The organism is Acidovorax sp. CCYZU-2555 (assembly GCF_018413525.1).
In the GTDB taxonomy this organism is placed as follows: Bacteria; Pseudomonadota; Gammaproteobacteria; order Burkholderiales; family Burkholderiaceae_C; genus Comamonas.
Genome location: NZ_JAHCDD010000091.1, coordinates 1 through 20,449 on the forward strand (window position 1 = coordinate 1; position 20,449 = coordinate 20,449).

Sequence of the window (20,449 nt, forward strand, 5' to 3'; positions counted from 1 at the left end):
GTGGTGCGCGTGCTGTCGTCTATCCAGGCCTGGGCCTGGGCGGCGCTGAGCTTTGGCACGCCGAGTTCGTCGGCCAGCGCGGCGGCTGCGGCCTGGTCCTGCGGGCGCGGCGTACCCGATGTGGGGTCGCGGCGCGTGCTGCCATGTTCGAGCTGCTGGCCCGCGAGCGCCCAGCCCTGGGTGCCGTTTTCGAGCGCAATCACGGGATTGGGAATGCCCAGGCTGCGCAGGATTTGCGCGCCTATGATGCTGCGCGTGCGGCCCGCGCAATGCACGACGATGGGCGTGTGCGGATCGGGCGCGAGCGCATGCCAGCGCAGCGCGAGCTCGCCGTTGGGCACGGGCGTGGCGCCGGGAATGGTCATCTTGCGGTGTTCGCCCAGCGTGCGGCCGTCGAGCAGCACCAGCGGCTCGCCCGCCTGTTGGCGGCGCTGCAGTTCCTGCGCCGAAAGCCGCGGCGTGTCGAACGCATGTTCGACGAGTTCGCCAAAGGTCTTGGACGGCAGGTTCACGCCCTGGAACAGCACATAGCCCGCGGCCGCCCAGGCCGGCGCGCCGCCTTCGAGCACATGCAGGTGGGTGTAGTTCAGCGCCGTGAGGCGGTGCGCGGCGCGCTCGGCCACGCCGTCGCCCGCATCGAGCAGCACCACGCGCGTGTCGCGCCGCGGCACCAGGCGCGGCACATCGTTCTCGAGCTGGCTATAGGCCGCGGGAATCGCAAAGAAAGGGTGGCCCTCGCCGAACTGGCCGGCTTCGCGCACGTCGAGCAGCGCGATCTCCGCGCCGTCGTTGAGCCAGGCACGCAGCGTGGTGGCGGGAACCGAGGAAAAGAAAGGGGAGGACATGGGGCGGGAGGCGCCTGGGCGCGGCAAAGAAGTGAGGAAGACCTGGTGGTCTGCCTGAATCTACGCGCGCGGGGAATGCCGGCCAAGGAAGAAATGTGCATATGCAATGCAGGAAATCTTCTTTGGGGTGGCGTCAACATAGGGGCCACGCTTTATGGCTTGAGTGCAGGGCGTTCATGGTTCGACAGGCTCACCACGAACGGGGGAGGGCAGCGGGGCGCTAACCGTTCGCCCTGAGCCCGTCGAAGGGTGAACGGCCTGTCCTCCAGCGCATCAATCCACGCGCAGCTTTGCCACCTTCGCCAGGTTCTGCCACACCGCCACATCCTGCTTCACCGTCGTCGCGAACTGCTCCACGCTCTTGATCGGCGGCTTGGCCATGTTCTGCAGCGCGAATTTCTGGATCACATCGTCGGTCGCGAGGATGCGGTTGATTTCCTGGTTCAGGCGCTGCACGACTTCGACCGGCGTGCCGGCCGGGGCGAACACGCCGTACCAGCCGTTCATGTCGAAGCGGAAGCCCTGTTCGTAGAGCGTGGTGACTTCAGGCAGCGCCGGGCCGCGCGCCGAGCCGGTGCAGCCCAGGGCGCTGAGCTTGCCCGCGCGGATATGCGGCACGGGCGAAGCGATGTCGGTGAAGCCCACGGAAATGTTGTTGCCCAGCAGATCGGTGACCAGCGGCGCCACGCCCTTGAACGGCACATGTTCCATCGTGAGACCGTAGTGGGCCTTGATGCCTTCCATTGCCAGGTGGCCGGTCGAGCCGCTGCCCCAGGAGCCGTAGACCAGCTTGTTGGGATTGGCCTTGACGTGGCGCACCAGGTCGCCGAGGTTCTTGAAGCCGGTCGACGGGTGGGCCACGAGCAGCACGCCGGCCGAGCCGACCTGGGCCACGGGCAGCAGGTCCTTTTCGGTGTCGTAGGGCATCTTGGCCTGGATGATGGGATTGATGGCGATCGCCGACGACGGCGACAGCAGCAGCGTATAGCCGTCGGCCTGGGCCTTGGCGACGTTGTCGGTGCCTATCAGGCTGTTGGCGCCGGGCTTGTTGTCGACGACCACGGTCTGGCGCAGCGCTTCCTGCAGGTTCACCGCGAGCAGGCGGCCAAAGATGTCCATGCCCGAGCCCGCAGGGCCGGGAACGACAAGGCGGATGGGGCGCGCGGGCCAGGCGGCCGTGCTGGCATGGGCCTGGAGCGCGAAGGCGGCGGTGCCGGCGAGCAGGGTGCGGCGGGTGATGGGCGTATGAATCATGAATTTGTCTCCTTTATGTTTTGCGTGGTCAGCTACTGCGCTGCCCGCGTTTTGCTTGGCATCATGGCAGGGCAGGCATAAGCACCTGGCCCGTAAGGAACTGGGCGCGCGCGCCGCTCATGTAGTCGAGCAGCGGCACGCATTCGGCGGGCGCGCAGCTGGCCGAAAGCGCATTGATGCGCAGGCCCGGCGCGCCCCATTCGGCGGCCAGCGTGGCCAGCGCCATGCGCGCCGCGGCGGCGTCGCCGGCGAGCGACCAGTCGGCGTGGGCAGGGGCCGGCGGCAGCAGCAGCGTGAGGCTGGCCTGGCGCGCATGCGATGAACGAAAGGCCCGCGCGGCATCGAGCACCGCTGCCAGAACACCGCCGACCGGCGCCTGCAAGGCCCGGCCGTCGATCACGGCCGGATAGCCGGTGCTGGCCGTCGGCAGCTGCGCCAGCGCGGCCTGCCAATCGGTGGATTCAATGGAGGCGCACTGCAGCGCGCGCGGCATGTCGAACGCCAGCGCGGGCAGTGGCGTGGGCGGCAGCGGCTGGCTGCCGCCATAGACCGACGAGCCGCCGTCGAGCACCAGCAACTGACCGGCGCAGGGCCGGGCGCCGGGGCTGACCAGAAACGCGAGTGCCTCGGCCATGTCTTCGGGCTCGGCCATGCGCGCCAGCGGAATGCGCGACAGCACCTGGGGCAGGTCGAGGCGCCGGCTGTCTATCAGCCGCTGCACGAGTTCGGTGCGCACAAAGCCCGGCGACAGCGCGCTCACGCTCCAGTCGGGCCGTGCGCGCGCCAAGGCCTGGGTCTGGGCGATCACGCCGGCCTTGCTCGCGCTGTACAGGCCGCGCCAGGGAATGGCGCGCAGGCCCGCGCCCGAAGCGACATTGACGATGCGTGCGCCAACGCGCAGATGCGGCGTGCACACGCGCACCATGCGCGCGGGCGCTTCGAGGTTGAGCGCCAGCAGCCGCTGCGCCGCGCCGTCGTCGTGGCCGGCCAGCACTTCGGCGCCGCCGGCGGACATGCCCGCGTTGTTGATCAGCGCATCAAGCGGCGGCAGCAGCGCGCCCAGCGCTTCGATGCGCGCGGCGTCGGTGAGATCGGCGACCAGGGCCAGCGGCGCGGGTGCATCCGCGGGCCATTCGGCCTGCAGGCGATCGAGCGCCGCGGCATCGGCGTCGACCAGCACGCAGTGCCAGCCGCGCCGCGCGAGCAGCAGCGCCGTGGCGCGCCCTATGCCGCCCGCGGCGCCGGTGATGAGTACGGTGCCCGGCATGCTCAGATATTGGTGAAAGTCACGCCGCCGTCGACGGCCAGGCCTTGGGCGGTGACAAAGCCCGCGTCGTCGCTGGCCAGGAAGCAGATCGCGCGCGCGATGTCTTCGACCGTGCCCAGTCGCCCCATGGGCGTGCTCGCGACGCGCGCCGCGTCGCGCTCGGCGTTGCGGTTGCGCTGCGTGCCTTCGGTGGGCACGGCCGAAGGGCAGACCGCATTGACGCGAATGCGCTGGGCGCCGAGTTCGGCCGCGGCCGCGCGCGTGATGCCCAGGATGCCCGACTTGATGCCCGAGTACACCAGCGAGTTGGGCGCGGAGCGCAGCGCGGCCGTTGACGCCACGTTGACGATTGCGCCGCCGCGCTCGGGGTCCATGGCCGCGGTCGCGGCCTGTATGCCCCAGATCACGGCCTTGAAGCCCACGTCGAGCATGCGGTCCATGGTGTCGGGCTGGATGTCGACCACGGCCTGGTAGCGCACCCAGGCGGCGTTGTTGACCAGGATGTCGAAGCGCCCGCCTTCTGCACGCGCCTGCGCCACGGCCGCCTGAATGCCTTCGCGACTGGCGATGTTCTGCACCACGCCGAACGCGCGCCCGCCCGCGGCGCGGATCTCGTCGACCACGGCGCCGACGAATTCGGGCTTGAGGTCGTTGACGGCGACGACGGCGCCGCGTGCGGCCATCTGGCGCGCGGTTTCACGGCCTATGCCGTTGCCGGCGCCGGTGATCAGGGCCACGCGGTCCTGCAAGTCGAGTTTGGCGCTGCTCATGCGGCCTCCTGTGCATTGATGAAGTCTTGTCCGATCTGGCGTGCGAGCGAACCCGCGCCGCAGGCCGCGTCGAGCGCGCGCACGCTGCGCAGCGCGCGGTGCAGCGGCAGCTCCCAGGTGAAGCCCATGCCCCCGTGCAGGTGCATGGCCTTTTCGATGATGAAAGCCGCGTGCTGCAGATTGAGCGCCAGCGCGCTGCGCGCCACGCGCGCGGGCTTGGCGCGTTCGGGTTCCGCGGGATCGACGCGCAGCGCATGACTGATGGCCGCGCCGCTGGCTTCGTGGAACAGCTTCATGCGCGCGAGCCAGTGGCGCACGGCCTGGCGCGTCGACAGCGGCGCGCCGAACTGCACGCGCGTGCCGGTGTGCTCGACAGCCGCCTGCAGCGCGCCGTCGGCCGCGCCATGGGCGCTGGCGGCGAACAGCAGGTCCAGGTCATGCCACAGTGCGGCGGCGGCAGCGGCGTCGATCTCGGCCAGCACCTGGGCCTGCGACAGGTCATGCCAGGCCGCGGGCTCCTCGGGGTCCAGCGACGGGTCGAGTTCGCGCGGCGCACCGGCGAGATCGACCAGCACCGCGCCTTCGCCCTGCGCGGTGCGCAGCAGCAGCCAGTCGGCCTGCTGCGCCTGGCGTGCATGGCCTACCCAGGCATCGCCCAGGCGGCCTTGCGCGGCAATGGTCGCGCGGCGGCTGCCGTCGGCCAGCGCGGCACGCAGCGCCGCGTCGGGCAGGTGGCGCGCGAGCACGATCTGCTCGGCCAGCGCAAAGCGCAGGCGCAGCTTGCCGGCGGCCTGCACCACGGGCACGGCAAACGCCAGCGGCAGGTCCATGCCGCCATCATCTTCAGGCGCGCAGACGCCGAACAGGCCGGCCGCGGCCAGCACTTGGGCATGGGCGTCTTCGGGGCGGCTCAGTGCATCGGTGATCGCGGCTTCGGCGGCCTCGCCGAACTCTTCGGGGCGCAGCCCCTGGTCTTGTTGGGTCATGTCAGTGCTCCCGGGGCAGCTGGAGAATGCGTTGGGCGATCAGATCGAGCTGGACTTCGGACGTCCCCGCATAGATCGTCTCGGCGCGTGAGAACAGGTAAGCCTGGGTGAAGACCTTGCGCGCGCGCCGGGCCAGCGCGCTCGACTGCGGGCCGATCTGGCTGACCTGCGACAGCGCGAAACTCGCGAACGACTGGTGGCATTCGGACCAGAACAGCTTGGTCAGCGAGCCGCGTGCGCCCACGGCCTGGCCTTGCAGGATCTGGTCGACCGAGCGCTCGACCAGGCCCTTGAGGCCGTCGATCTCGGCCAGCAGTTCGCCCACGCGGCGCTGCACGCCGCCGTCCTCGAGCTGGCGCGCGAGAACGGGGTCGGAGCGCAGCGCGCGCACCAGAAAGCGCAGCTCGGCTTCGAAGCGCCAGGGACGGTACATGCGGTTGGTCGCGCGTTCTATGCCCAGCACCTTGAGCGCCGCGGCCCAGCCTTCGTCGGGCGCGCCCAGGCGCGCGCTGTCGGGCACGACCACGTCGTCGAAGAACACTTCGGCGAACGAGTCCTTGCCGTCGATCGACTTGATGGGTACCACGCGAATGCCGGGCGTGCTCATGGGCACAGCGAACATCAGCAGGCCGCGGTGGCGGTCGGCGACGGTGCCGGTGCGCGCCAGCAGCAGGCAGTAGTGGGCCTTGGCCGCGCCGCTGGTCCAGATCTTCTGGCCGTTGATGCGCCACTGGTCGCCTTCAAGAACGGCCTTGGTGCGCAGCCGCGCGAGATCGGAGCCCGCGTCGGGCTCGGAAAAGCCCTGGCACCAGAACTCGCGCATGCCCAGGATATTGGCCAAGAAGCTCTGCTTCTGTTCCTCGGTGCCCACGGCCATGATGATCGGGCCCGCGAGCTCCTTGCCTATCGAGCTCACGCTGTCGGGCATCAGCAGGTCGCCGACTTCCTGGTTCACCACCAGGTGTTCGCGCAGGCTCAGACCATGGCCGCCGTAGACCTTGGGCCAGGTCATTCCGGCCAGGCCCGCCTGGTGCATCGAGGCTTCCCAGGCGCTGCTTTCCTGCAACGTGGGCGTGCGGTAGTCGAGGCTGTCGCCGCGCATGTGCGTGGGCAGGTGGGTCGCGAGCCAGTCGTGGGCATGGCGGCGGTAGCCGGCCAGGTCGACGCTCATAGGGAAATCATTCAGCATGGGCGCTCTCGGTTTCAGGGGTGAGTGCCACCATCAGCGCGTCGAGGATGGCAATGCCTTGGCCTGCGGGGCGCACGAGGATGGGGTTGAGGTCGATTTCGCCGACCTGGTCGCGGTGCGTGCAGGCGAACTCGGACAGCCGGGCGACGGCGCGCGCGGCCGCATCGATGTCGGCGCGGGCCTGGCCGCGCGCGCCGTCGAGCAGCGGGAACAGGCGCAGCGAACGGATCATGGCCAGCGCCTGGCCCTGGCTCACCGGCGCGGGCTGCACGGCGACATCGCGCAGCACTTCGGCGTAGATGCCGCCCATGCCGACCATCACCACGGGGCCGAACACCGGGTCGCGCGAGATGCCCGCGATCAGCTCGGTGCCGCCGCGCAGCATGGGCGCGACCAGCAGGCCTTCGATGCGCGCATCGGGCGCATGTGCGGCGACGCTCGCGAAGATGCGCGCGCTCGCGGCGCGCACGGCAGCGGCGTCGGCCAGATTCAGCGCCACGCCGCCGGCTTCGGTCTTGTGCGGAATGTCTTCGGACAGGATCTTTAGCACCACCGGATAGCCCAGCGCATCGGCGGCCTGCACGGCGGCGTCGGCGTCCTTGACGCTGCGCTCCAGCGGCACTTCGAAGCCCGCGTCTATCAGCGCCTGCTTGGCCGCGTATTCATTGCGGAACGCGGCTTCGGGCAGGCGCGCGGCGGGGCCGGGAGCGATGGCCGCAGCCGGGGCTTCGGCGGCCAGCAGCTCGGCCTGGCGCACCAGCGCCTCGATGCCGCGCGCCGCGGCGTCAATGCTCGAGAACACCGGAATGCCCAGCGCCTGAATCTGCATCACGGCATCGGCCGGGCCGCGGCTGATGATGATCAGCGGGCGCTGCGGATAGGCCGCACGCAGCTGGGCCAGTGCCTGCAGGTAGATGTCGCGCAGCCGGCTGCTGTACAGACCCAGCGAGAGAAACAGCACGGTCGTGGCTTCGCCCGGGTCCTCCTGCAGCGCAGACAGCACTTCGAACAGGATGTCGGGGCGGCTCGAAATCTGCGCCGAGGCATCGACGGGGTTGTTGGTGCTTGCGCCGGGCAGCACCTTGTGGATGCGCTCTCGCGTGGCGGCAGCGAGCGCAGGCAGCGCCAGGCCGGCATTGCTCATCGCGTCGGCCATCATGATGCCGAAGCCGCCCGAGGCCGCGACCAGCGTCACCGCGGGCTTGCGCGGCAGGCTGTCTGGCAGCAGCTGGCTCAGCGCCTGGCCGATTTCCACCAGGTCTTCATGCGAGCGCACGCGCAGCGCGCCATGGCGGCGCAGCACGGCGTCGATCACCGCGTCCGAGGCCGCGAGGGCGCCCGTGTGCGAGGCGGCCGCGGCCTGGCCTTGTTCGGTCGCGCCGATCTTGAGCACCACCACGGGAGTTTGATGTTCGCGTGCAATCGCCAGCGCCTGGGTCAGGCGTGCGCCGTCGCGGCAGGTTTCCATGCAGCACAGGATCACGCGCGTCGCCGGGTCGCGCGCCAGCGCGGCTATGCCGTCGGCCAGATCGACTTCGGCTTCGTTGCCCGTGGTCACCATGCGGCTGATACCCACGCCGCGCTGCACCAGCAGCTGCAGCGTGTAGCTGCCGATGTTGCCCGACTGCGAAACGATGCCGATCGCGCCGGGCTGGGGATAGTAGTCTTCGAGCGCGACCGAGAACGAGCCTATCGCGCGCTCGGCCACGCCCACCGTGCCCAGGCAGTTGGGGCCCAGCAGGCGCATGCCGTGGCGCAGCGCGGTGGCACGCATCGCGGCCTGCCAGGCCGCGCCTTCTTCTCCGGCTTCGGCAAAGCCCGAAGACAGCACGACCACGGCGCGCACGCCGCGCGCCGCGCAGTCTTCGACGGCCTGTACCGCGTGCGACGCCGGCACGGCGATCAGCGCGAGTTCGGGCGCTTGGGGCGTGTCGGCCAGGCGTGCGTAGGCCGGCAGGCCCTGGATTTCACCGCCCTTGGGGTTGATGGGATAAATGGCGCCCGCATAGCCGTGGCGGCGCAGCAGGTGCACGGGCCGCCCGCCGATCTTGGTCGCGTCCGCCGAGGCGCCGATCACCGCAATGCCGCGCGGCAGGAAAAAGGCGTCCATCCCGGCCCCCGGGGCGGGTGTCTGGTAAGCGCTCATGGTTCAACGGCCCTTGAATTGCGGCTCGCGCTTTTCGAGAAACGCCATGCGGGCTTCGCGCGCGTCTTCGGTGCGCGACAGCGTCATGGTGAATTCCTGTTCGAAGCGGTAGGCGTCGCGCTGCGGCATCACGTCGACCATGTTGGCCGCGCGCTTGGCGTAGATCACGGCCAGCGGCGCCTTGGCCGCGATTTCGTGCGCCAGCTTCATCGCCACGGGCAGCAGTTCTTCGGGGGGCAGCACGGCTTCGAGCACATTGCGCTGCAGCAGCTCGGCGGCCGTGAGGCGCTGGCCCGTGAAGAACATGCGGCGCGCGGTGGAGCGGCCGAACAGCGTGCGCAGCATCGAGGCGCCGCCGGCCAGGCCCACATTGATTTCAGGCATGCCGAACGTCGCGTTGTCGGAGGCGTAGAGGATGTCGCAGGCCGCGGCCAGTCCCAGGCCCGCGCCCAGCGCCGCGCCGTTGATCGCGGCGATCACGGGCTTGGCGCATTCGCGTATCGCATTGCCGGTTTCGCGGGTAATGCGGTTGTGTTCGAGAAAATCGCCGGGAATATCGGCGTCGGGTCTGTCCTTCAAATCGGCGCCTGCGCAGAAAACCGAGCCCTGGGCCGTCAATACCGCGCAGCGAATATCGTCGCGCGCAGAAATGTCGTCGAAGATCGCTACGATTTCACGGCGCATTTCACGGTTGAGCGCATTGACGGGAGGGCGGTTGAGCGTGACCAGCGCGACTTTGTCCTTGATTTCAACGAGTACGCTTTTATCAGTCATGCCGCACCTCCCGTGAGAACCAGGGCCAGGCAGGCGGTCGATGGGCGAATAGGGGTAATAACCGCGGCGTGGCGCGGAAAAGCGATGGCGATCATATTTGTCTCCTGGTTTTCGGGGGTCAACCCGAGCCCTCTACACGGGGGGCGCAGGGAAATTCTAGGGACGAACCAGGCAAATCGGTCCCCGCCAAATCGTTGGATGTGTTCTGCAAAAACGTACGGAGTCGCGCCGCGATCCCCTCGTAAGATGGACGCAATCGCCTGGCCCATGCGGCCCTTTCATTCGAGCTTTTCGCCATGTCAGTCACTCCCGCTTCCCGTCCCGACATCCAGGCGTTCGGCGCGCTGCATACGCGCCTGGGCGAATGCCCGGTCTGGGACGCGCGCCAGCAGTTGCTGTGGCTGATCGACAGCCGCGACGGCCTGCTGCTCGCGCTCGATGCGCAGGGCGAAGAATGCCGGCGCTTCGAGCTGCCCGCGCCGCTGGGTTCGTTCGCGCTCAACAGCGATGGCCGCCTCGTGGTCGCGCTGCGTGAAAGCGTGGTGCTGCTCGACCCGGCCAGCGGCCGCCTGCAGACGCTGGGCCGGCTCGAAGAACAGCACCCCAATTTGCGCCTCAACGACGGCGCGGCGCTGGCCGACGGCAGCTTTTGCGTGGGCACCATGCACACGTTTCGCGAAGCGCATGAAGCGCCGCTGGGCGGGCTGTACCGCGTCGACACTTCGGGCCACATGGCGCGCGTCGATCAAGGCTATGGCGTGGTCAACGGCCCGGTCCAGCATCCGGTCGACGGCCGGGTGTTCGTCTGCGACAGCGCGGCGCGGCGCATCTATGTCTACGCGCAAGGCGGCGACGCGCCCTGGCAGCGTTCATTGTTCGCCGACACCCAGGGCCTGGGCTCGGCGCCCGACGGCTGCTGCTTCGACGACGAAGGCGGGCTGTGGAGCGCGCTGGTGCATACCGGCGAAATCGTGCGCTTCGACGCCCAGGGCCAGCCGGGCCAGCGCCTGCGCCTGCCGCTGGCCCACCCGAGTTCGCTGAGCTTCGGCGGCCCGCTGCTCGACGAACTCTATGTGACCTCGATTTCCGACAGCGGCCGGCTCAGCGCCAGCGGCCCGCTCGACGGCCGCGTGCTGCGCGTGCGCGGCCTGGGCCGGCGCGGCGCGCCGCGCCCGGCCTGCAATATTCAGCCGCCGACCTGATCGGCGGCCGGCGCCGCGGGCTCGTCGCCCAGCGCGATGAAGCGGTTTCTCTCGCCCGACACATGCTCGACGACGAAGTCGAGGAACAGCCGCAGCTTGGTCGGCACCATGGGCGTGTCCAGGATGGTCGCGTACATGCCTTCCTCGTACGTGGTGTTGGTCACCTGGTAGTTGCTCAGCAGCCGCACCAGGCTGCCGCGCTCGAGGTCGGCGTGCACCGTGTAGTCGTCGAGCAGCGCAATGCCTTCACCCAGGCGCGCGAGCTCCAGCAGCGCCATGCCGTTGTTGCTCGAATGGCGCGGCTGGAAGGGCAGGTCTTCGATCTGTCCATCCTGGCTGAAATGCCACAGGCTTTCGCCGCCGGGCCGCAGGTAGTTCAGGCAGTCGTGCGCGGTGAGGTCGGTGGGCTTTTGCGGCAGCGTGCGCCCCGCAAGGTAGGCGGGCGAGGCGACGAGCTGGCGCGCGCTGCGAAACAGGATGCGGCGCTTGACGCCGGCTTCGACCGGCGGCGAGATGCGAAAGTCGATGTCGATCTGGTCACGCCGCAGATCAGCCGGCGTTTCCGAAAGGACCAGCTCGATGTGGATGTCGCGGTAGAGCTTGCGAAAGCGTGCTATCAGCGGCGGCAGCACGCCCAGGCCGAACATCATGCGCGAATGCACGCGCAGATGGCCCCTGGGCGCTTCGCGTATCGCGGTGATGCTGGTGTGCGCCTCGTTGATGTTCCAGAGAATGCCTTCGAGCTGGCGCGCATATTCCTCGCCCGATTCGGTCAGCATGATCTGGCGCGTGGAGCGCAGCAGCAATTTGACGCCCAGCGAATCTTCAAAATCGGTGATCAGCCGTGAAACCGCGGTCGCCGAAACCCCGAACGTGCGCGCCGTCGTTGAAAAGTTCTTGGTTTGCGAGACCGAAAGAAAAAACTCCATAGCACGCAGCCGATCCATGACTTCTCCAATATCCGCAGGACAGAACCTCGATTTTCATGCATTCCAGCCGGCGCCATGCCTTCCTAGAATCATTTATCAGATTCACGGCTATCAAAACAAGGAGCACAAGCATGGAATTCGGCGTCTTTATCCTCGCGCAGCAACGTGGTTATCACCAGAGTTCGCAGCAGGTGATCCAGAACTCGATCGAGCAGACCGTGGTCGCGGAGCAGGCCGGCTTCCATAGCGCCTGGTATGCCGAGCACCACTTCAACAACTACTCGCTGTCGCCTTCGCCGCTGATGATGGTCGCGCATGTGGCCGCCAAGACCCACCGCATCCGCCTGGGCACGGCGGTCTGCATCCTGCCGCTGTACCACCCCGCGCGCTTCCTGGCCGAAGTCGGCTTCGTCGACACGGTGTCCAACGGCCGGCTCGATCTGGGCGTGGGCTCGGGCTACCAGGAGTTCGAGTTCGAGCGCTTCGGCGTCAAGATCGCCGAGTCGGGCGAAATCTTCAACGAGTTCCTCGACATCATTCCCAAGGGCCTGGGCGAGCGCATCTTCGAATACCACGGCAAGCACCTCGATGTGCCGCCGAGTTCCATCGCCGTGCGCTGCGTGCAGGACCCCATGCCGCCGCTGTGGGTCACGTCGGGCAATCCCACGGTGCTGGGCCGCGGCGTGCGCGAGAACCATAATCTGTTCGTCACCGCGCTGCTCAACGGCAACGACGCGATCACCAGCCTGCGCGCGCGCCTGGACAAGGTCGCCGAAGACAACGGCAAGGACCTGGACCGCGACGTGAAGTTCGGCTTCCTGCGCTGCGCCTATGCGTCCGACAACCGCGCCGAAGTCGACTCCTACCTCGACAACGCGCGCTTCCAGCGCCGCATTTCCGAAAGCCTCAAGTTCCGCCGCGCGCAAAGCGAGGACGGCTACATGGTGCAGGAAGAGCCTTCGCCCACCGACATGAGCTTCGACCAGATGCGCGCCAACCTGCCCGTGGGTTCGGTCAACCAGGTGATCGACAAGATGCTCGAGGAAATCAGCATCCTGCGCCCCAAGCACATCGCGCTGCAGACGCAGCTGGGCGACTTCGACCAGAAGACCATGCTGCGCCAGATCGAACTCTGGGGCGAACGCATCATTCCCGCGATCCGCAAGGAAGTGGGCGAGCTGAGCGTGGCCACGGCCGCCTGAGGAGAACCACATGCGCTTTCATCTGTCCGATTCCGGGACCCTGTCCCTGCGCGAGCCCATGGATTTCAAGCGGCTCGATGTGCTGATCGATCCCCAGCCGCCCGAGGCCGTGGAGCGCGCGATACGCCGCATCGGCCAGCGTGAGAGCGACACCCATGTGCGGCTCGCGCCGTCGGTGCTGCGCTTCGTCAGCGGCCATGCGGGCGAGCCCGAATGGGAAGAAGGTTTTGCGCGCATGCTCGACTACGCGCAGCGCAACGGCTGGGTCGATGAACAAGGCCAGGTGCGCGCCCACATCAGCCACGGCGACCAGGAAGAAGTGGTGTCGATCGCCGAATTCAAGACCGCGCTGCGCGCGCTGCCGGCCGGCATCTGCGCCGTCAGCACGGGCCAGGGCGACCAGGTTGCGGGAATGATCGTCTCCAGCCTGACCGCCGTGTGTGCCGAGCCGCCGATGATAGGTTTCTTCGCCCACCGCCAGTCGTCGTTCACCGCGCCGCTGCTCGAAAGCGGGCGCTTTGCCGCCAACGTGCTGGGCGAAGGGCATGACGCCGTGATGGCGCAGTTCCTGCAGGCGCCCCAGGGCCTGGCGCGCTTCTCCGACGAGCGCTGGCACAGCGAGAACGGCCAGGCGCCCGTTCTGGCCGACGCGCTGGCAAGCATGGAGTGCGACGTGGTCTGGACCCAGGAGCTGGGCACGCATGTGCTGGTCGTAGGCAAGGTGCGGCGCTCGCGGAACAGCCCGTCGAACCCGGTGGTGCATTTCAATGCTGCAACCCATCGCATCGCGGCATGAACATGTACACACCCCTGGCAGGAAAGATCGCGCTGGTTACCGGCGCGGGTTCGGGCATAGGCCGGGCCCACTGCGAACTGCTGGCCGCGCGCGGCGCGGCGGTGATCGTCAATGACCTGCACGCCGACGCCGCGCACGCCACCGTGGCGCTGGTGCGCGCGGCCGGCGGCCAGGCCCTGGCCTGCGTCGCCGATGTCTCGAATCGCGCCAGCGTCGCCCAGGCCTTCGCGGCCGCGCAGCAGCAGTTGGGCGCCGTCGACATCCTGGTCAACAACGCCGGCATTCCCGGCGGAATGCGGCCGCTGGAGGAAATCGACGAAGCCGCCATCGACCTGATGCTGGCCGTGACCGTCAAGGGCGCAATGCTTTGTACCCAGGCCGTGCTGCCCGCGATGAAGCAGCGGCGCAGCGGCAAGATCATCAACACCGCGTCGATCACGGCCTACGGCACGCACCGCAACGTGAGCGCCTATGCGGCGTCCAAGGGCGCGATCATCAGCCTCACGCGCGCCTGGGCGCGCGAATTCGCCGAGTGGAACATCCACGTGAATGCGGTTGCTCCGGGCCGCGTGCAGACGCCCATGAGCGCGGGCCTGAGCGCCAACCCCGAATACGCGCGCGAAGTGCAGCTGCGCGTGCCGCTGGGCCGGCGCGCGCGGCCCGAAGAGATTGCCTCCGTGGTCGCGTTTCTCGCCTCCGCAGACGCCGATTACATGACCGGCCAGATCCTCGGACCCAACGGCGGGGAAGTCATGTAGCCGCGCGCTTTTCACCGTGAAGCGTGCCGCAGCCAGGTCAAAACAATAACCACTGGAGACAAAAATGCACCTTCTCAAGACTCTGGGAGTCGCCATGGCCGTGGCCGCGGCCTGGCCGCTGCAGGCCCAGGAAGCCTTTCCGCGCCGCCCCGTGACCATCGTCGTGCCGTTCTCGGCGGGCGGCGTGACCGACCTGTTCGCGCGCACCACGGGGCTCAAGCTGGGCGCGCTGTGGGGCCAGCCCGTGATCGTCGAGAACCGCGTGGGCGCGGGCACCATCATCGGCACCCAGCATGTGAGCCGCGCGCCAGCCGACGGCTATACGCTGCTGTTCACCAGCTATGCGTTCACGTCGAACCCCGAGCTGCGCAAGAACCTGCCGTATTCGCCCGCGGCGTTCCGCCCGGTCGCGCTGCTGGGCTCGACGCACAACATCCTGCTGGTCAACAACAAGCTCAAGGGCAAGTCGCTGGCCGAGCTGATCGCACTCGCCAAGGCCCAGGGCCCCAAGGGCGGGCTGTCGCTGGGCTCGTCGGGCGCGGGCTCGAGCCCGCACATAGGCGCAGAACTGTTCGCGCAGCAGGCGGGCATTCCGTTCACCCATGTGCCGTACAAGGGCCAGGGGCCGGCGATGATAGACCTGACGTCGGGCGTGTTCGACGGCATGTTCGACGGCATGTCGTCGTACCCGCAGGTGCAGCGCGGTTCGGTCACTGCCGTGGCGATCGCCGCGCCCAAGCGCCATCCCGATGCGCCAGAACTGCCCACGTTCCGCGAACTGGGAATGGATTTCGTCGCGGGCAGCTGGTTCGGCCTGCTCGCGCCCGCAGGCGTGCCCGACGAGATCGTCGCCAAGATCAACGCCGACATGCGCGAAGTGCTCAAGGACCCCGAACTCAAGGCGCAGATCGCCAAGACCGGGCTGCAGGTTTCCACGTCCACGCCCGAAGCCTTTGGCAAGTTTCTGGCGCAGGAGACGCAGAAATTGCGGAACTTGATTCGGCAGGGGGCGAAGATAGATATCAACTGATTTGTTTTGAGGGCGGGGCGTTCACCCTTCGACAAGCTCAGGGCGAACGGGAAACTCCCATCCGCGCTCCGTGTTTCCCGTTCGTGGTGAGCCTGTCGAACCATGAACGCCCTGTCCTCGGAAAACCCCGCTCACCCCTGCCCGCAACAAGGCCCGGACCCGCGTTAAGCTTTACGTCTGGCGCAGCGCCCTGCTGACGCTCCCCTTGCAAGGAAAAGACGTTGGCATCGACACTGCAGCCCGGGCTCATTGCCCTGCACGGCAACCGAACTGAAACCCTGGCCGAGACCGTGTTCTCGTGGCTGCGCGCGCATCCGCTGGGCCCTCTGGAGCAGGAAGTGGTGCTGGTGCAGAGCAACGGCATGGCCGAGTGGTTCAAGATGGGCATGGCGCAATCGCTGGGCGTGTGCGCCGCGGCGCGCGTCGAACTGCCCGCGCGCTTTCTGTGGCGCAGCTACCGCCAGGTGCTGGGCGCGGCCGCCGTGCCGCGCCAGTCGCCGCTCGACAAGACCGCGCTGACCTGGCGGCTCATGCGCCAGCTGCCCGAATGCGCGGCGCAGGGCGGGTATGAGGCGATTGCCGGTTTTCTTTCGCCGGGAGACGCCGAACGGCTGCTGCAACTCGCCGAACGCCTGGCCGATCTTTTTGACCAATACCAGATCTACCGTGCCGACTGGCTCGACGACTGGGCCGCGGGCCGCGATGTGCTGGCCACGCCCGGCCGACCCACGCTGGCCGTGCCCGAAGACCAGTTGTGGCAGCCCAAGCTGTGGCGCTGCATCCTGGCCGAACTCGATGACGTGGAGCGCGCGAGCACGCGGCCCCAGCTGCACCGCCAGGTGATCGCGGCGCTCGAAAGCGGCGAGCCGCTGGTGCAGCCGCTGGCGCGCCGCGTGGTGCTGTTCGGCATGAGCCATCTGCCGCTGTCCATGCTGCAGACGCTGGCCGCGATGTCGCGCCACAGCCAGATCTTGCTGGCCGTTCCCAACCCCTGCCGCTTTCACTGGGCCGACGCGATCGACGGCCGCGAACTGCTGCGCATACAGCGCCGGCGCCAGCCGCTCAGGAACGGGCGCGACCTGGCCGCGCTGCCGCTCGAGATGATGCATGCCCATGCGCATCCGCTGCTGTCGTCCTGGGGCCGGCAGGCGCGCGACTATGTGCGCCAGCTCGATGCGTTCGAGACGCAGCTGCCCGAAGGCATGGCGGCCGAGCTGCCGCGCATAGACATCTTCGACGAAGACGTGGACCCCGACGCGCCGCTGCTGTCCCAGGTGCAGCAGGCGATTCGCGACATGGTGCCGCTGACCGAGCACGCGCATGCCGCCATCGCGCGCGCCGACCGCTCCATCGTCTTTCACAGCGCGCACAGCATGGTGCGCGAACTCGAAGTGCTGCACGACCAGTTGCTGGCGCTGCTCGCCGAGCCCGCTGCGCCCGGCGGCCAGGCGCTGCAGCCGCGTGATGTGGTGGTGATGGTGCCCGCGATCGAAGGCGTGGCGGCGTCGATACGCGCGGTGTTCGGCCAGTACGGCCGGCATGATGCGCGCCATATTCCGTTCGATATCGCCGACTTGAGCGCCAGCGACAACAACCCGCTGGTCGCGGCGCTGCAGTGGCTGCTGCGCCTGCCCCAGCAGCGCTGCCGCCTGAGCGAACTGCGCGATCTGCTCGACGTGCCGGCCGTGGCCGCGCGCTTCGGCCTCGATGCCGAAGACCTGCCCCAGCTCAGCGCCTGGATGGCGGGCGCGGGCATTCGCTGGGGGCTCAATGCCGAGCAGCGCGGCGCGCTCGGGCTCGCGGCCTGCGGCGAGCAGAACAGCGCCTGGTTCGGACTGCACCGCATGCTGCTGGGCTTTGCCAGCGGCAGCGGCGCATGGGACTTGGGCGCGGCGGGCGACGCCACGGGAATCGCACAGATCGAGCCCTATGCCGAAGTCGGCGGTCTGGGCGCCGAACTCGCGGGCCAGCTCGCGACGTTGCTCGAGCGCCTGCTCGATTGGTGGGCGCTGGCCGGCAGCGCCGCCGATCCCGCGGGCTGGGCGCAGCGCTTTCGCCAGCTGCTCGCCGATTTCTTCGCGCCGCAGACCGACAGCGACCGGGCGCTGCTGTCGGCGCTCGACAGCGCGCTGTCGTCCTGGCTCGAAGCCTGCGAACTCGGCGGCTTCGACGGCCAGGTCGAGCTGATCGTCGCCCAGCAGGCCTGGCTCGACATCGTGCAGCAGCCTTCGGTCGACAGCCGCTTTCGCGCGGGCGGCGTGACGTTCTGCACGCTGATGCCCATGCGCGCGATTCCGTTCGAAGTCGTGTGCCTGCTGGGAATGAACGACGGCGACTACCCGCGGCGCGCCATGCGCAGCGACTTCGATCTGATGGCTTTGCCCGGCCAGTTGCGCCCCGGCGACCGCGCGCGCCGCGACGACGACCGCCAACTGATGCTCGAAGCGCTGCTGTCGGCGCGGCGCATGCTCTACATCAGCTGGGCCGGGCGCAGCGTGCGCGACAACAGCGAGCAGCCGCCGTCGGTGCTGGTCTCGCAGCTGCGCGACTACCTGGCCGCGGGCTGGAAGGGAGAGGAGGGCGATCTGCTCGCGCAGCGCACTTTCCACCACCCGCTGCAGCCGTTCAGCCGGCGCTATTTCTCGCCCGATTCCACGCTGCGCACCTATGCGCGCGAATGGCGCGCGGCGCATCTGCTGCGCGCAGACGACCCGGCCACGGCCGTGCCGGCGCTCGCGGCTTTCGTTCCCGATATCAAGGTGCCGCTGACGCTGTCTCAACTGCATGGCTTTGTGCGCCATCCGGCCCAGGCATTCTTCCGCCAACGGCTCAATGTGCGCTTCGAGAAGGAGACCGAGCTGAGCTTCGACGAAGAGGCGTTCGGCCTGCAAGGCCTGGCGGGCTACAGCGTGATCGAGCAGCTGCAGACCCAGGTCGTGGCCGATATCGAAGCCGCGCCCACCATCGGCATTCCGCTGGAGCAGCGCGTCGCCGGCCACCTTGCACGCATAGAGCGCGCGGGCACCTTGCCGCTGGCGGGGCTTGGCACGCGCAAGCGCGCCGAGCTGCAGGAGGCCGTGCTGCCGTCGCTGCAATCGTGGCTGGCCCACCGCAATCGGTTCGACCGGCCGGTGCAGCGCCAGCGCCTGCATTTCGCCCAGGACGGCCTGGTGTTCGAAGACTGGCTCGATGACCTGCGCATCCCAGACCGCGACGGCGAGGCCGTGCCCGCCTGGATCTCGCTGCAGGCGCGCACGCTGCTGGGAACGCGCGGCGAAGTGCGGCCGGCGTCGGTGCTGCTGCCTTATCTGCGCAGCCTGGTCGCCGCGGCCTGCGGCGTGCAGGTGCAAGGCATCGTCGTGGCGCGCGACGCCACGCTGGCGCTCGCGCCCATGCAGCCGGGCGAAGCGATGGCGCAGTTCCAGACGCTGCTGCAGGTCTGGCAGGCGGGGCAAGACAGCCCGCTGCCGCTGCCGCTCAAGACCGGGCTGGCCGCCGCCGCCGCGGGCGAAGACCTGGCGCGCGCCGAGACCGCCTACGAAGGCGATGGCTTTGCCCAGGCCGGTGAAGCCGACGACGCCTGCTGGGCGCGGCTGTTCCCCGATTTCGACGCACTGGTCGACGACGGCCGCTTCGCGCCGCTGGCCGAGGCCGTGCATGCACCGCTGCTGGCCTGGCTCGTCGATCAGGTGCAAGTGCTGGAGCCGGGGACCCTGGCGCCGGTGATCTATCTGTTGCCGCTGGAGCAGGCATGAGCCATGTATTGAACGCACACGACTTCCCGCTGTGGGGCAGTCGCCTGATCGAAGCCAGCGCGGGCACGGGCAAGACCTGGACCATTGCCGCGCTCTACCTGCGGCTGGTGCTGGGCCATGGCGGCGAGAACGCGCATCCGCGCGCGCTGGTTCCGTCCGAAATCCTGGTCATGACCTTCACGCGCGCCGCGACGCGCGAGCTGTCGGACCGCATACGCGCGCGCCTGACCGAAGCCGTGCAGTGCTTTCGCGGCGAAGCCGAACCCGCGGCGCACGACACGCTGCTGCAAGGCCTGCTTGCCGACTACCCCGAAGGCACCGAACGCAGCACGGCCGCCTGGCGCCTGGCGATGGCCGCCGAAGCCATGGACGACGCCGCGGTGTTCACCATCGACGCCTGGTGTCAGCGCATGCTGCGCGAGCATGCGTTCGACAGCGGCAATCTGTTCGACGAGGAACTCGCGGCCGACGAGGAGCAGCTGCGCCGCGAAGCCGTGCAGGATTACTGGCGCCAGCAGTGCTATCCGCTGGGCGGCGAACTGCTGGAGACCGTGCTGGGCGTCTGGAGCGGCCTCGATGCGCTGGCGCAAGACATGCGCGGTCTGCTCGACCAGGCCGTGGAGCCGTCCGCGGGCGAGGGCAGCCTGGCCGACGCCGTGCAGGCCGCTCAGGCCGAACGCGCGACGGCGCTGACTGCGCTCGCCCAGGGCTGGGGCGCGCAGGCGCTGGCGCTGCGCGAGTGGCTGGACGCCCAGGTCGCGGCGCCGGGCGCGCATTGGGACGGCCGCAAGCTCGCGCCGCGCCACTACACGGGCTGGCTGCAAAGCGTGATCGACTGGGCCGCGGCGCCGCAGGAAATCGAGCTGACCCTGACCGATTCCGCGCGCCACCGGCTCAGCCCCGAAGGCCTGCTCGAAGCGCGTAAAAAAGGGGCGCCTGCGCTGGAAGTTCCGCCGGGCTTCGAGGCGCTGCAGCAGCTACTTGCCGATATGGCCAGGCTGCCCCAGCTGTCGACGCGGCTGCGCCTGCACGCCGCGGCGCGCGTGCTGCAGCGGCTCGCGCAGCTCAAGCGCCAGCAGGGCACGTTCGGCTTTGCCGACCTGCTGCAGCGGCTGGACCGCGCGCTCGCGGGCGACAACGGCGCGGCGCTGCGCGCGCGCATTCAGGCGCAATATCCGGTCGCGCTGATCGACGAATTCCAGGACACCTCGCCGCTGCAATACGGCCTGTTCGATCGCATCTACCGCACGCAGGAAAACGACCCGGCGACCGCGCTGCTGCTGATCGGCGACCCCAAGCAGTCGATCTACGGCTTTCGCGGCGCCGACATCTACAGCTACCTGCAGGCGCGCGACGCGACGGCCGGGCGCCACTATGTGCTCGACAAGAATTACCGCTCGACCCAGGCGCTGGTCGACGCCGTCAACCACTGGTTCGGCCAGGCCGAGGCGCGCGACGGCGCGGGCGCGTTCATGTTCCGCCAGCAGGGCCAGGCCGGCAATCCCCTGCCTTTCGTCGCCGTCCAGGCCCAGGGCCGCAAGGAAGT

General features: G+C 68.8%; 16 protein-coding genes. 7 read left to right on the top strand and 9 right to left on the bottom strand.

What is annotated here, in order from left to right; genetic code table 11:
- The 8 genes from KHY18_RS23495 to KHY18_RS23530 form a co-directional block, all read right to left on the bottom strand.
- On the bottom strand, positions 1-845 hold an 845-nt coding region (locus KHY18_RS23495), incomplete at its 3' end, for a rhodanese-like domain-containing protein (protein WP_249729342.1).
- A 273-nt stretch (positions 846-1,118) separates the two neighbouring features.
- On the bottom strand, positions 1,119-2,099 hold the full coding sequence (locus KHY18_RS23500; protein ID WP_213305740.1) for a Bug family tripartite tricarboxylate transporter substrate binding protein: 981 nt from the start codon (positions 2,097-2,099) through the stop codon (positions 1,119-1,121).
- 61 nt (positions 2,100-2,160) lie between these two features.
- Positions 2,161-3,366, bottom strand: a complete 1,206-nt coding sequence (locus KHY18_RS23505; RefSeq protein WP_213305742.1) for an SDR family NAD(P)-dependent oxidoreductase — start codon at positions 3,364-3,366, stop codon at positions 2,161-2,163.
- A 2-nt stretch (positions 3,367-3,368) separates the two neighbouring features.
- Complete coding sequence (locus KHY18_RS23510) at positions 3,369-4,136, bottom strand: SDR family NAD(P)-dependent oxidoreductase (protein WP_213305744.1); 768 nt, start codon at positions 4,134-4,136, stop codon at positions 3,369-3,371.
- The gene (locus tag KHY18_RS23515) at positions 4,133-5,122 is read right to left on the bottom strand and encodes an acyl-CoA dehydrogenase family protein (protein ID WP_213305747.1); all 990 of its coding nucleotides are present in this window, start codon (positions 5,120-5,122) and stop codon (positions 4,133-4,135) included. The genes KHY18_RS23510 and KHY18_RS23515 overlap by 4 nt, the downstream gene beginning before the upstream one ends.
- Before the next feature lies 1 nt (position 5,123).
- Positions 5,124-6,311: an acyl-CoA dehydrogenase family protein gene (locus KHY18_RS23520; protein WP_213305750.1), complete on the bottom strand. Its 1,188-nt coding sequence runs from the start codon at positions 6,309-6,311 to the stop codon at positions 5,124-5,126.
- Positions 6,301-8,457, bottom strand: coding sequence for an acetate--CoA ligase family protein (locus tag KHY18_RS23525; RefSeq protein ID WP_213305753.1), 2,157 nt, complete (start codon positions 8,455-8,457; stop codon positions 6,301-6,303). The genes KHY18_RS23520 and KHY18_RS23525 overlap by 11 nt, the downstream gene beginning before the upstream one ends.
- Before the next feature lie 3 nt (positions 8,458-8,460).
- Entirely contained in the window at positions 8,461-9,231 is a 771-nt protein-coding gene (locus KHY18_RS23530) for an enoyl-CoA hydratase/isomerase family protein (protein WP_213305757.1), read from the bottom strand.
- 296 nt (positions 9,232-9,527) lie between these two features.
- Here KHY18_RS23530 and KHY18_RS23535 point away from each other — a divergent pair, with 296 nt between their 5' ends.
- The gene (locus KHY18_RS23535) at positions 9,528-10,433 is read left to right on the top strand and encodes an SMP-30/gluconolactonase/LRE family protein (RefSeq protein ID WP_213305761.1); all 906 of its coding nucleotides are present in this window, start codon (positions 9,528-9,530) and stop codon (positions 10,431-10,433) included.
- Here KHY18_RS23535 and KHY18_RS23540 read toward each other — a convergent pair.
- The gene (locus tag KHY18_RS23540; RefSeq protein WP_249729343.1) at positions 10,418-11,362 is read right to left on the bottom strand and encodes a LysR family transcriptional regulator; all 945 of its coding nucleotides are present in this window, start codon (positions 11,360-11,362) and stop codon (positions 10,418-10,420) included. The two genes, KHY18_RS23535 and KHY18_RS23540, sit on opposite strands and share 16 nt — an antisense overlap.
- 131 nt (positions 11,363-11,493) lie before the next feature.
- Between KHY18_RS23540 and KHY18_RS23545 the strand changes: the two genes are divergently transcribed.
- The 6 genes from KHY18_RS23545 to KHY18_RS23570 all read left to right on the top strand — a co-directional run.
- On the top strand, positions 11,494-12,564 hold the full coding sequence (locus KHY18_RS23545; RefSeq protein ID WP_213305767.1) for an LLM class flavin-dependent oxidoreductase: 1,071 nt from the start codon (positions 11,494-11,496) through the stop codon (positions 12,562-12,564).
- Positions 12,565-12,574: 10 nt separating this feature from the next.
- Positions 12,575-13,360 (top strand): flavin reductase family protein, encoded by a 786-nt coding sequence (locus tag KHY18_RS23550; RefSeq protein ID WP_213305770.1) that lies wholly within the window; start codon positions 12,575-12,577, stop codon positions 13,358-13,360.
- Positions 13,361-13,362: 2 nt separating this feature from the next.
- On the top strand, positions 13,363-14,118 hold the full coding sequence (locus KHY18_RS23555) for an SDR family NAD(P)-dependent oxidoreductase (protein WP_213305773.1): 756 nt from the start codon (positions 13,363-13,365) through the stop codon (positions 14,116-14,118).
- 64 nt (positions 14,119-14,182) lie between these two features.
- Positions 14,183-15,148: a Bug family tripartite tricarboxylate transporter substrate binding protein gene (locus KHY18_RS23560; RefSeq protein ID WP_213305776.1), complete on the top strand. Its 966-nt coding sequence runs from the start codon at positions 14,183-14,185 to the stop codon at positions 15,146-15,148.
- 221 nt (positions 15,149-15,369) lie between these two features.
- A complete protein-coding gene (recC, locus tag KHY18_RS23565; protein WP_213305779.1) occupies positions 15,370-18,903 on the top strand; it encodes an exodeoxyribonuclease V subunit gamma in 3,534 nt (1,177 codons plus the stop codon).
- Positions 18,900-20,449 (top strand): UvrD-helicase domain-containing protein (locus KHY18_RS23570; RefSeq protein WP_213305782.1); only part of this gene is annotated, 1,550 nt, incomplete at its 3' end. The genes recC and KHY18_RS23570, both read left to right, overlap by 4 nt.